The 12,543-nt window shown below is 45.5% G+C and carries 13 protein-coding genes; 4 read left to right on the forward strand and 9 right to left on the reverse strand.

What is annotated here, in order from left to right; translation table 11 throughout:
• Positions 1–15: 15 nt before the first annotated feature.
• Genes NV379_RS08345 through fadH form a run of 3 tightly spaced genes read right to left on the reverse strand, consistent with a single transcriptional unit; the run spans position 16 to position 2,088 of the window.
• Positions 16–489 carry a helix-hairpin-helix domain-containing protein gene (locus tag NV379_RS08345; RefSeq protein WP_258206845.1) on the reverse strand — a complete coding sequence of 158 codons (474 nt, stop codon included), beginning with the start codon at positions 487–489 and terminating at the stop codon, positions 16–18.
• Positions 489–1,283, reverse strand: a complete 795-nt coding sequence (locus tag NV379_RS08350) for a VanW family protein (protein ID WP_258206846.1) — start codon at positions 1,281–1,283, stop codon at positions 489–491. Before NV379_RS08350 ends, NV379_RS08345 begins: the two co-directional genes overlap by 1 nt.
• A 40-nt stretch (positions 1,284–1,323) precedes the next feature.
• The gene (gene fadH, locus NV379_RS08355; protein ID WP_258206847.1) at positions 1,324–2,088 is read right to left on the reverse strand and encodes a 2,4-dienoyl-CoA reductase; all 765 of its coding nucleotides are present in this window, start codon (positions 2,086–2,088) and stop codon (positions 1,324–1,326) included.
• Between the two features lie 180 nt (positions 2,089–2,268).
• Between fadH and NV379_RS26045 the strand changes: the two genes are divergently transcribed.
• On the forward strand, positions 2,269–2,943 hold the full coding sequence (locus NV379_RS26045; RefSeq protein WP_308860264.1) for a BclA C-terminal domain-containing protein: 675 nt from the start codon (positions 2,269–2,271) through the stop codon (positions 2,941–2,943).
• A 62-nt stretch (positions 2,944–3,005) separates the two neighbouring features.
• Here NV379_RS26045 and NV379_RS08370 read toward each other — a convergent pair whose 3' ends face one another.
• From NV379_RS08370 to NV379_RS08380, 3 genes are all read right to left on the reverse strand, one after another.
• Positions 3,006–4,214 (reverse strand): MFS transporter, encoded by a 1,209-nt coding sequence (locus NV379_RS08370; RefSeq protein WP_258206848.1) that lies wholly within the window; start codon positions 4,212–4,214, stop codon positions 3,006–3,008.
• A gap of 96 nt (positions 4,215–4,310) precedes the next feature.
• The gene (locus NV379_RS08375; protein ID WP_258207179.1) at positions 4,311–5,426 is read right to left on the reverse strand and encodes a glycoside hydrolase family 88 protein; all 1,116 of its coding nucleotides are present in this window, start codon (positions 5,424–5,426) and stop codon (positions 4,311–4,313) included.
• 221 nt (positions 5,427–5,647) lie between these two features.
• Complete coding sequence (locus NV379_RS08380) at positions 5,648–7,528, reverse strand: DUF2264 domain-containing protein (protein WP_258206849.1); 1,881 nt, start codon at positions 7,526–7,528, stop codon at positions 5,648–5,650.
• A gap of 228 nt (positions 7,529–7,756) precedes the next feature.
• On the opposite strand from NV379_RS08380, the gene NV379_RS08385 reads away from it, so the two are divergent.
• Positions 7,757–8,593, forward strand: a complete 837-nt coding sequence (locus tag NV379_RS08385) for a stalk domain-containing protein (RefSeq protein ID WP_258206850.1) — start codon at positions 7,757–7,759, stop codon at positions 8,591–8,593.
• Between the two features lie 97 nt (positions 8,594–8,690).
• Here the strand turns inward: NV379_RS08385 and trhA are convergent, their stop codons facing one another.
• Positions 8,691–9,344 (reverse strand): PAQR family membrane homeostasis protein TrhA, encoded by a 654-nt coding sequence (trhA, locus tag NV379_RS08390; protein WP_258206851.1) that lies wholly within the window; start codon positions 9,342–9,344, stop codon positions 8,691–8,693.
• A gap of 208 nt (positions 9,345–9,552) precedes the next feature.
• Between trhA and NV379_RS08395 the strand changes: the two genes are divergently transcribed.
• Positions 9,553–10,086: a hypothetical protein gene (locus NV379_RS08395; RefSeq protein ID WP_258206852.1), complete on the forward strand. Its 534-nt coding sequence runs from the start codon at positions 9,553–9,555 to the stop codon at positions 10,084–10,086.
• A gap of 25 nt (positions 10,087–10,111) precedes the next feature.
• Positions 10,112–10,687, forward strand: a complete 576-nt coding sequence (locus NV379_RS08400; RefSeq protein WP_258206853.1) for a hypothetical protein — start codon at positions 10,112–10,114, stop codon at positions 10,685–10,687.
• 62 nt (positions 10,688–10,749) lie between these two features.
• Here NV379_RS08400 and NV379_RS08405 read toward each other — a convergent pair whose 3' ends face one another.
• Together NV379_RS08405 and NV379_RS08410 are read right to left on the reverse strand one after the other, a co-directional pair.
• Positions 10,750–11,211, reverse strand: coding sequence for a GNAT family N-acetyltransferase (locus NV379_RS08405; protein ID WP_258206854.1), 462 nt, complete (start codon positions 11,209–11,211; stop codon positions 10,750–10,752).
• A gap of 1 nt (position 11,212) precedes the next feature.
• The gene (locus NV379_RS08410; protein WP_258206855.1) at positions 11,213–12,430 is read right to left on the reverse strand and encodes an MFS transporter; all 1,218 of its coding nucleotides are present in this window, start codon (positions 12,428–12,430) and stop codon (positions 11,213–11,215) included.
• Positions 12,431–12,543: the final 113 nt, after the last annotated feature.

Here is a 12,543-nt window from a genome sequence, read left to right on the forward strand (position 1 = left end):
GCAATCTCGCTGCTCCTATACATAATGACTTCGCAGTTCCTTCGTCGGTCGATTCGCTGGATAGCCATACTTCGCTCGATAGGCTTTACGCTGCGCAGTAAAATCCCACCACTGCTTCTTGCTATCCGGATGGTTCGCATAGTGGACAATGAGTCGGAACTGATCCTCCAAGCAAGGGTCCATCCAACCACCGCGCATGAGCTCGAATCGATTCACCAGATCTGCTCCGTCCTCATCTTTTAGCTCTGCCAGCTCATAGTAACCGAGATCAACTAAATCCTGCGCAAACATTGGCCCCACTGATGGAACCCGCTGAAAAGTAGCCAATGCCACGAGATCCCGCGCCCGCTTATAAGGAACTTCCAACATACTACTAAGTACATCAGGATTCAAAGAACCGATATCACTTAATAACAATTTGTTCTTCCGCAGCCGACTACGCTCATCAGCACTCAAATTTAACTTAGGCGATTTACTCTTCATCGGCATCACACCACTTCCACCTCATACTTCACCTCTGAGAAGTTCGCAATGAGCATCTCTTCTTTGATCGTGTTTCCCGTTCTCTTATCAATCACATCGCGCCAAATCTCGTTCTCTCGATAGGTCTTCTCCCCAACGCGAGAGAAACGATGCTTCTTCTCCTTAATGTGATACGAATAACACAGCTGTTGATCGCTAAACACGACTCCCCTTAGATGTTCATCCGTCAGCCATACGCGAAATTGAAAGGTTTGGTCAGTCGGATTGTGCATCCGCAAATCGATATAGTTATAGAATACACTAGCCCCACTGCCAAAAGGAAGCACGCGATGATCATCTGGAAACGGGTCAAAATGATGATGGTGACGCTCCACAATTTGAAGGGGTGTATGCAGTCCCATCCAATAGAGCAGATTGGCAAGTTGGCAGATGCCCCCACCTACTCCCGTTATCACTTTCCCTTGTGAGAGGAGCAAGCCCTTGATATAGCCACGTTTGGCTGTCGTCTTGCCGACTAGCTTCCAGAATGAGAAAGTCTCACCTGGACGAATACATACCCCATTCAACTGTTTCACAGCCAATTGTAAATTGATGATCTTGTTCTCCTGCAACATCGGGTCGGATTGTCCAAGCTTCCTACGAAGTAGGGATTGATGCTTTTTACACGAGTATGGTAAATCTTTATGGACTAAATCACGAGCAAATTTGTTCCTTGAGATTAAATCTCGCAAACTACGCGTCAGTTGGAACTGTTTAATCCGCGCATGATAAAAGACAGGGTGCAATTCAGACAGTTTCACACCAGATCCCTCCTACTTTTCTTGCTTTACGCAAGTTTCTCTATACAAAATGTTGGTGAAGCGATCCTCCGCCATCCATTGTCATGCAGGCACCATTGATATAATCCGCTTCCTTGGAAAATAAAAAGGCTGCCAGTCCCGCAATTTCTTCTGGAGTACCTAATCTACCAAGTGGCACACCTCTAAGCATACGCTCGCCAGCTTCAGCAGATGCCACTAATTTCTCCGCTCCACCTGTGCGTTCAATCATTCCCGGTGCAATCGCATTAACGCGAATCCCATACTTATGTCCCCACTCCACAGCAAGCGTGCGTGTCATCGCCAGAACTCCAGCTTTTGCACTCGCCGAATGAATCACACCTGGTCCTGCATCCCATGCGTAGGTTGCAACCATGTTAAGGATACTGCCGCGAATCCCTTCCGCAATCCAATACTTGCCGACTGCCGAACTGCAATAGAACGTGCCATTGAGCACAATATTAATGACCGAATTCCATCCGTTTATCGATAGATCCTCTGCTGCAACTAGGAAATTACCTGCTGCATTGTTGACTAAGTAATCAATTGTTCCATAAGCATTAACCGTCTCTTGTACCATGCGCTGTACATCTTCAGGGTTTCTAACATCCATCACTACACCTAATACTTGACCCGGATAAGTCTCTATCTCTACCTTCGCAGCTTCCAATTTCTCTTGCGTTCTTCCCGTAATCACAACTTTAGCTCCATCTGTCGCGAAGCGCTGCGCCATCGCCTTGCCCATTCCACTAGAACCGCCTGTCACAATCACAACTTTATCTTTCATTCATACCCCTCCGCTTGGATAAAATGGAATACATCACCATTTTAGTACAGAACAATCTATTTTTACAGATAAATGTTTACGCACTTTCTCAGAATAGGTTCTAGCACCCTAGTATTCGTCCAACCCTTTTTCCATTTTGTCCAATAGAATGGAGTAGGAATATAAATGGAGGAGATTTATATGGGTTGTCATAAAGGACGCATCAAGAAAGGATGTAAAAATGTCGTTGATATAAAAGTTGCTGGTGTACGCGGTAAAATCGGTCCACGTGGTCCGGTTGGTCCGACAGGTCCAACCGGACCTACTGGCGCAACCGGGGCGACAGGTCCATCTGGCGGTCCAATAGGGCCAACCGGTCCAACAGGGCCAGCAGGAGGTCCCGTCGGGGCTAGAGGTGCAGTAGGTGCTACTGGACCAACAGGTCCTACTGGTGCTACTGGCACAAGTGGCTTATCCAACTTCCTCAGTGCTTCCAATGTGAACAACGGTGTTCTACTCTTGATGGCACATCCTGTTCCATTTAATACACCCGGTGTCCAATTCGGTAACGTTATTCGGCAGATCGGGCCAACTACATTTAGCATCTCGCAGCCTGGTTATTACAAGGTTGATTTCACCTTATATACTGCAGTTCTAAGCTTACTGGGTACAGTCACTGTTGAATTTACAGGCATGGCGACCCCGCACCCCGCAGGAAATCCATTCTCCCTAGCAGTTGCTGGTGTGGGACTTACTGGACAATTAATGTTCCAAGCTACCACGTCAGGCACCATTCAACTGATTATCACCGGGATCGGATTAACACTTGCTGCAACGAACACGAATGCTATCATTATCATTGAGAAACTGGCTTGATTCAGCCCGAACAAACAGCCCCAACTGCCGAGCGCGCAGTTGGGGCTGTTTCGATAAACAAGTTAGAGAGGAAGATTACTCTGCATCACATCTTGCTTCTTTTCTTTTATGCCAATCGTAAGCAGAAGACTCGCAAGAACGAGAGCTAGCATGAGATAAACCGCATTTATCCATGTACTGCTACTACCTGTCACCATCTGCATTGCAGGAATGACAATCACACCGCCAAGATTACCTGCAAGCATCATCAGACCTGTCGCTTCACCTGCCTGCTTCTCTCCTGCGATTCGCTCTGTCATCGATAACAACATGGCATATCCCGGTAAGAAGAAAAATCCGAGCAGACTGCTCAGTACGAGGAGTATCGTCACATCCCCTTGCGTACACAGCGGATAGATGAGTACCAATGCGGTTAAGCAACACAACTGCAAGAACGGTCGCTGCTTGCCGATTTTATCTGAGATTGCTGGAATAACACCCGCTCCTAGAATTCCTCCGATAATGAACGCCCCGCCTATCCAGCCCGCTTCCTCTGACGTAACTTGATAAGGTGCTAATATTTGTTCCAACCACGACGTCAATCCATTAAAGAAACCAAGTGCTGCAAATGCAATTACGCATATAAGCAATAATTGACGATCCCGTAATAATGGCAGCATACTACGCCAGCCACTTGCCTGCCCTCTCTTATCGATTTGTTCTTGAGATCCCTGTGGATTCGGATGTACGAATATCCAGAACAAGACTGTAAAGAATACCGTTATTGCTGCAAAAATAAGCAAAGTCATCTGCAAATTCGTCGCTTCTACCAGAATAGGAGTGCCTGCAAGCGCAAGAGCCATACCAATGAACATCCCCATCGTTCCGATCCCCGTTGCCATGGCTTGCTTGCTTCGTGGAAACCAATCCGTGACCAATTTCGTGATGCCATTGACTACATACGGCTGACCGATGGCGATACCGATCTGCCCAACGAGCAGCCAGTAAAAGTTAAAGTCCATGATGCGTACACAGGCAAATACCGCCATGAATATCCCGCCAATTCCAACAGCAAAGCGATACCCGCGTCGATCAATAACCATACCTGCATGTACAGACAGCAGCACATAAATAAGAGGAAACACGCTTAATAGCCAATTGATGTCCGCAGCCGAAGCCTGATAACGGGTTTCCAATTGACTAATAATAGGTGCAAAGTTTAGCCACAGCATCTGGCTAATTCCTGCAAGTGCGGTATAACACAGTAAGACGACCCAGCGATTCGATCTCATAGCGTTCCCCCTTATTCTTTTTTGGTAGATGCATACAAAAAGACTGCACTAATAACCAAATTATACCAATGCAGTCCAAGATTGTAATCTATAATTTTACCAGTAGGTATGAAGTCCTTTTTCCATACGAATAAGTGCCTCCATATAATAATAGTCGCCCCAAATCATATAATCGTCTGGCCCACGATTGCCACGCACATGATAGGAACCATGCTGCAATAGCCCTTCGGCATCTGGCATCTTCATAGTTGAATAGTCCCGAACGAGCGATTCCATCGTCTTCTGAAGAGCGTCCTTAAAGTAGCTATAATCTGCGTCTTCCTCCCCAATGATCGCTAGCAATTCAATTAAACCACACGCTGTAATGGCTGATGCAGAGCTATCTCTTGGTGTATCTACTGTAATCGGTGCATCGAAATCCCAATAAGCGATATGATCCTCTGGCAAATGGTCGATGAAGTAACGAGCAAGCTGCTTCGACGTTTCCAAGAAGCGTTCGTCCTTCGTGTAACGATAGCTAAGGGCAAATCCGTATACCCCCCAGCTTTGCCCACGCGTCCATGTCGAGCCATCTTGGTACCCTTGATGCGTACCGCCACGAAGCGCATTGCCGCTTTGCTGATCAAAGTAAAAGGTATGGTACGAAGAACCATCTCCACGAACAAGGTAACGACGACTCATCAGGGCATGTGCATGCGCAACTTCATAATAATGTGGGTCGCCTGTTTGCTCGTATGCCCAATACAGAAGCGGCAGATTCAGCAGACAGTCGATAATGATTCGTCCACCGTTCTCCGGGTCGCCTTCAACGCCCCATGCTTGAATGACACCGATCTGTGGACGCCAGCGTTCTACCAGACGTTTAGCAGCTTGTAGCCCAAGCTCACGCGCTTCCCTACTACCCGTTACACGCCACTGTGCAATCGCAGACAACGAATATAAGAAGCCAATATCATGATGATCTAGGCTGATATGTTGATCCATTCGGTTCTTGTAATTCGCAAGCTGACTTTCTGCATACGCCTTAAAGTATGTGTCGCCCCCGTATTCATAAGAGAGCCACATCATCCCGGTATAGAAGCCCTCGATCCAATCTTCATTCACTCCCCACTCATAGCGCTGATTCTCGGTAATGTGGGGGAATAGACCTTCATACTTCATCATATTCGTTTTAACCTTTAACATCGCATCCTCAATTGCAGCGCTCCACATTGTGCCCATTTTCATTTAGCTCCTTTGGACTGTGTTTAAAAAGTTTGGACACTACAGAGAAAAAAGCACTTCCGGTCGCTGTCGAAATCGTGAATTTTGATTTGGTCTAATGGTATTTTCACGATTTCAAAGGCGATACAACTTTTCCATAGGAAAAGTACATCGAAAGCATCCTACAGTACATTTTTTCTCTTCCGTTTAACTTTTTGCACACACTCTTTCTAGTAAGTAGTGGTATCAATAAGAGATAATTGCTTCGTATAAACTCGATCGTCTATTACATATTCCAAATGAAGTGTATCGCTTTCCCTACTTACTTCAGGAACTTGGCTACACTTCACATCATTCACTTCACTTGTCGTTGAACCGAATACGGCACAGATTAGTAAGTGTTCACCCGGCTCTAAGCTCCCAGTTAGGGTTGGCAGCGCCGTACGAGGATAAAGTACATTCGTATTCGGATACGGGTAGATCATCTGTCCGTTACGTTCCCCAAGCAAATTCACTAACCCACTTGTTCCTTGCTTAAATCTCGCGATAGCGTAATCACCTGCCACATTCACACACGCTTCCTCATCAACTGTAAAATCTGTCGGTCGACTGACAGCGAAGCCGCCTTCTGCTGTATCCAGTGGTCGCTTTGTCTGAATCTGATGGACACGTACATGCCACATACCTGCGGGAATAAGCCACGTATGCACATCAACATCATGCCAAGGCTTCCAGTAGGTATAGGCATAATCTTCAGTGACCTCAAACGCTTCAACCTTGCGCCTTACACGATACATCTCATCACGCTCAGCAAGTGCGAGCATCGAGTCATAAGCACCTTCGTACAGGCCATAGCTGCCTTTCGGACAACTAAATCCGAATAGGGTTGAATAGGCGAATTTCGCATACTTTGCAGCATTATGCGCCATATCGAAATTCGCAAGTTGACCGGCTGTTAAGGCGACAGCATGTGTATTCCCCTCTGGACGATGCAAGAGCATTCGTGCATGTGGCTGCACCGACAAAGCGTCTAACTCTGGCATCTCTTCTTCCTCCACTACCCAGAATGGGTGATCATCTGGAAGTGCCAAGAGCAAGAACGCTTTATAAGCCCAGTACGGTGAACCGGGTGCATTGTAATTCTCAGCCATGATGAGATTCGGATATGTATAACCAATAGATAATAATCCTGCTTTATCAAAAATATGCTGACTAAACCACCAGCGTAAATGTCGCATAATCATGCCCTTCATGACGCCAAGCGAGTATACTTCCACGCCTGCATACACCAGTGCACACCAGAACGATCCTTGCGCAAACCGATACGTTAGGCTGCGTCCGAACGGAATGGAGCTACCGTCTTCAGCGAACCAGTACATATACTGCTGCGCATACTGCTTTGCACGTTCCCGATATTTATGCGCACGTACGGGATCATCCTGTTCATTCAATTGCGCATAGATCAGCGTGTAGAACTGCATTGCAAAAGCAATATAGTAATCTCGTTGATCAGTCTTTCCATCTGAATACCAACCGTCGGACAAGTAGTAGGTATCCAACTGATTCAGATACTCTTCCATCTTTTCTTGATTGTGCGGCATTCCAACCCGCTTGAAACCGAGATTCACAAGAATCGTGAACATGAGCCAGTTATTCGGATTTTGCGGCGCAACATTCACTTGATCGAGCCAGCGATGGACATTCCATTTCTGCTCATCTGTCAGCGGATGCCAGATTTGATCTGGCGCAAGTGCTAACGCGAGTCCGATTGCTGCCATCTCCACCATACGCTGATCTTTTTTGTCAAAACTGCCCCAATATTCTTCATGGTTCGGATCAGTTCCATGAACCAACCCTTCCACGTAGTACGCCCACAGGTCACTCTCTCCACCCCCATGTGCAAGTGGTGCGAGCCCCCATAAAGGTCTTGCGAATGCTTCCATTCTTTCAATTGATTTATTGTAAACCGCTCCCGTGGCACCTAGATCCAGCCCACTTTTACCCGGTGTAAAATAAGAGGCTAGCGGTGCTAACGACTCGTTCACGAGTTGCTGTAAGTCCTTCTTCGTTCGAATCGATCCCATATGAACTTTCGAGTACGTATCATTCATGTTGATCATCTCCCTGACAGCTTCATAAACGGCAAGTTCTTATCTAGAAAATTACCGCTTACCAAGGGGAAAAACAATCAACTATTTTGACTGATCCGAGACATAATGGTTCTCGTAAAAAATCATTTTTTGCTATAAAAAAATAAATCGGTGCAACATATTGGACACATTTACCGTTTGTAAGGGTGCAAATCAAAAAAAATGAGTGAACTAACAGGGGGAATCATCATGAAGAAGAAATCCAAAGTATTATTAGCAGCATCTCTAGCTGCAGCAGTAAGCATCGTACCGGTAGCAGCAAGTGCATCCTCTATAGCTGATAAGGTTGAGGCGTTCTTGAACTCTAAACTTGAAATCTCTCTAAACGGAGCTAAACAATCTCTTGCACCACTTACATATGACGGAAAAACATACTTACCACTTCGCGACCTTGCTGACAAAATGGGCTTTGGTGTCGAGTGGAATGAGGAAAAGCAATCCATCAACTTAACGAAAGCACAAGCTGACCTTTCCCTATCCACTAGTGGAATCATGACATCTCTTACGAAGAACGAAGGCCACTACACAGCTGAAATCACAGGCCAAGGTCTTGGTGAGAAAGGTCTTAACAACGTAAAACTTACAGTAGATGCTTCCACGGAAATCATCGACCTTGTAAACGGTAAAGCTCTTAAACTTGAAGATCTTCACGAAGGATATAAAGTTACAGCATTCTATGGTGAGCGCCTAACGAAGAGCTTGCCGCCGGTGGGTCACGCTAGCAAATTGTTCGTAACAAAACAAACCGTTCCTGTTCACGGAACGATTGATAAAACAGCTCATCCAATGGATACTTTCATTTTCCAAGTATATGTTAACGGTCTAGGTGACAAAGAAGTTGGCAACGACATGATCCTAACTGTAGACAGCTACACGCGCATCATGACAGCTGACGGTACACCGGTTGATGCTAACGATCTTAAAGACGGCATGAAAATCAGCGGTTACTATGGCCCTGCTGTTATGCTAAGTCTTCCTGGCATGAGCACAGCTGACACATTGATCGTTGAATTGCCTGCTAAGTAATTCTGCGAATTGATATGATATAACAAGAGGGGCGATCCTGAGGTTAGAATATAACCTTCAGAGATCGCCCCTTAACTTTTTAAACTAAGACTATACATTAAGTAATCTGTAACGGAAGAACGTAGTTAAACATCATGAAGAAGTGTGCAATTGCCCCTGCCAGTACGAACAGATGCCATACCGCATGATGAAACGGGAAGCCGCGCCATACATAGAACACCGTACCTAATGTGTACAAGACACCACCAACAACAAGCAGGATGATACCACCTTGCGGCAATTTCGCAACAAGCGGATTCCACGCTGCGATCATGAGCCAACCCATGATGATATAGAATAACGTTGACATGAACAGGAATCTCTTCGTGAAGAAGAGCTTAAACACGATCCCGCCAATCGCAATCCCCCAGATAATCCCGAACAACGTCCATCCGAGCGTTCCTTTTAGAACGACGAACATGAAAGGTGTGTATGTGCCTGCGATAAACAAGTAGATCGAAGAATGGTCACAGAACTCGAACCAATCTTTCACCTTACCTTCTGGAAAACTGTGAACCAGCGTGGAAGAGACGAACAGTAGAATCATTGTCGTTCCATAAATTGAGAAACTCACAACATGCCAAGCCGTACCGTTAATACTGGAAAATACAACGAGCAAGACGAGCGCTGCTATGCTTAGTAATGCGCCAATTCCGTGTGTAATGGCATTCGCAATTTCTTCTTTTGGACTATACGTATGGGTGTTAGCCATGTGTAACCACCCCTTTCCATGATCATGCTCTCTATTATATCATATCTGTTTGAACACTTTTTCACAATCATTCTCGTTGTTCAGTCGGATACCCTATTTGCATATCTTAAAGTAGATGTAATCGCTCATTTTACACCTGTTTTTAATCCATACGTTTCGCAATAGCTTGGCATATCCTATTATATGCATAACGAGAGAAGGGTGAATGATGCCGAATAATTTCATTTTTAACGTCACGGGTAATCCGCTATATACCCAATTAACGAATACGTACACGACCCCGGGTATCGAGTCGTTTGCACAGAGTGATGCTGCCAAATCCGGTGCACTATATACCCTTACCTCAGGCAGTGTTAGTGTAACTGCCTCCAACAGCTTACTTCTCCAAGTTGCCAATCCGAGCGGAAGCGGTGTTACGATGTATGTATGGCGCGTAACAGGAGGCGTATCAGCAGCTAATACGATTTCACTTTATTCAGGGGGAACGGTTACAGGCGGCACGACACCAGCTCCTTTTAATATGAATCTAGGTAGTACCAATATAAGTGCAATGACAACAAGAAATGCAATCGGAACCATCGGTGGCTCTCCTGTACAGTTCACATCTGTGTTACTTGCTGCGGGATATTACGAAATTGGTTTTAATGGAGCACTCATTGTTCCCCCGAACCGAACGCTAACCGTAACCATTGGCACAGGTGCACTTACAGCTTCCGCCAATATCTCTTGGTATGAATTCTAATCCACGAAAAAGCAGGTGACCCGCGATGACAAATAAATTCGTATTTGATATTCAGACACATCCCGTCTATTCCCGATTAGTCAATACGTACAAAACTCCAGGAATCATCGCTCCACCTGAAACAAGTGCGAGCAAGGCTGGTAATTTGTATATCACAACGGCAACAACCTCCGCATCACTTGGTTTGCTAGGCGGATCGGTTTCTATCGCTATTCAAATAACGAATTCCACAGCCAAGAGTGTATATATTTCCGCGATTACAGGTGGTCTTGGTGTATCCCTCAACTTACTATCTTCTTTAACAGGCACTACAAACATCATTTCCGGTGGAACCCTAACCACTCCCACAACTTTAATACCAACTAATGCGAACTTCAGCAGCACGAATACAAGCGCGATGACCGTTCGGTCCTCCACTGCGGCAGTTACGGGAGGAACTACTTTCTGGGCTATGCCATTAAATGGGGGAATATTTGAAACCAACTATACCGGCAGCATCATCGTACCGAATACTAAATCCATTACCGTTACACTATCGGGTTCCTTGACTGTTGCAGGCATACTTAGCACAACACTTAACGTCAGCTGGTGGGAAATCTAACAAGAGGGCTGCCCGTCATCTCTTATCGATGAATGGACAACCCTCTTATTAATTTCATTAAATTATTGCATTGGAATATCGAGTACCATCACGGTCTCACCGCAATCTTCCTCACCGTTAACTTCGAAACCAAACTTCTCATACAGCTTCTGCGCCGCACAATTATCATGATGAATGCTGAGATAAATCCGCGTACATCCGTATAACTGAATCATGCGATCGATCAACATCGGAATAAAGGCTTTAGCATACCCTTTTCCTTGAAAATGTGCGTCAATCATCAATCGATCCAGCCAAATGTTGCCCGTTGTAAGATCTGTTCCATGCATGGCATACCCAACGAGGGTTTCTTCATCATACATAGCAACAGATATCCACTGCGGTTCATACATCGACTCCGCCAAAGAGAACGCATTGCTTTCAATATAAGTCAGTTGTGCTTCATCAACACTTAGCCCAGCTACTTCCCGCCAATTATGAGCGGTCACTTCAAGAAGCTGTAATTTCCCCTTACCTAGCAGCATCTTATCGTACTCCTTGCCACTTCGGCAGCTTCCATTTCAGTACCGCTGAAAGAATCGCAACTACGATCAGAATCGCCGTACTTACTGCAATCACTGCTGTTGGAACTTCCATGAAGTCAGTCAGCACACCACCAATGAGCGGACCTAGAATGATCCCCACTGCGTGGAACATATTAAACAGCGCATAGGCAGCTCCATAACCACCCTGCTCATCTTGATCGACCAAGATTCCGAGCGTTGCAAGCGTTGGTGATAATGTGAAACCAATTAATGCACCTACAACCGCTGCACTTGCTAACACTTGCCATAATGTTGAGGAGAATACGAGTAAGGGTAACGATAGTGCTAAGCACCCAATTCCGATAAGCATTATGATGAAAGGATTGCGTTTACCTGCTAGCGTTCCGGCAATTGGTGCACTAAGTCCGTAAGTAAGTGTCATCGCTCCGAACACAAAGCCGATCATTGCAGGGCTAAATTCAAATTTAGCATCTAAGAACACCGGTAAGACAGGCTCTAACAACGTCATCGATATTTCCGCAAGCAATATCACACAAGCAATAAAGACGACCGATTTATTACGTAGTAGATGGAAGGTCCCCATGCTTTCTTCCTTCTCCCGCAGCGGTTCCTTCATAAAGAATACGACGAGTAAAGCTGTAAGCAGCGTAAGTCCTCCCGTAAAGAAGAATGGCAGCTTCGTTCCGCCGTATTCGAACAACCATCCACCTAGCGGCGCACCCATTAGTGATCCCGTCGAAATCCCTGTGAGCGCCATCCCCATCGCTGTTCCTCGCATTGTTCCTGGAAAAATATCTGCCAAGAACGCGAGTGCCGCCGTCCATGTTGCAGCTGCTGCAATCCCTTGGACAAACCGTGCCACGATTAGCATAAGCATCGTTTCGGCATAAGCGAACATAATTGTCGAGATCGCCATCCCAATCAATCCAATAATAATCGGCGTACGTCTGCCGATTTTATCGCATAAAGGTCCGAAGAAAGGTGTTGCAAGAAACAAGGCAACTGCATAGCTGGCAAAGAGCACACCTAACATCGTTGCTGAAGGACTTAACATTTTTTCAAAGTGAGGAATAATTGGTATGACAATGCTGTAAAGCAGCATGTCGATAAATAAAATCGCAATTACAAGGCATAACCCGAGCAGCTGTGTGCGACTCATTTTAAAGCCTGTTTTTTCTTTGTTCTGACTGACTGACATGTTTTCACCTCTAGAATCGTTCCTGTAAACTATTTAAACAAAAATAGTTTTATCAGTTAAAGGCTCATTTTACCCTATGATTGCTAAATAAATCAATACATGATTCGCCAAAA

This window comes from Paenibacillus radicibacter (assembly GCF_024721995.1).
Lineage (GTDB): Bacteria > Bacillota > Bacilli > Paenibacillales > NBRC-103111 > Paenibacillus_AM > Paenibacillus_AM radicibacter.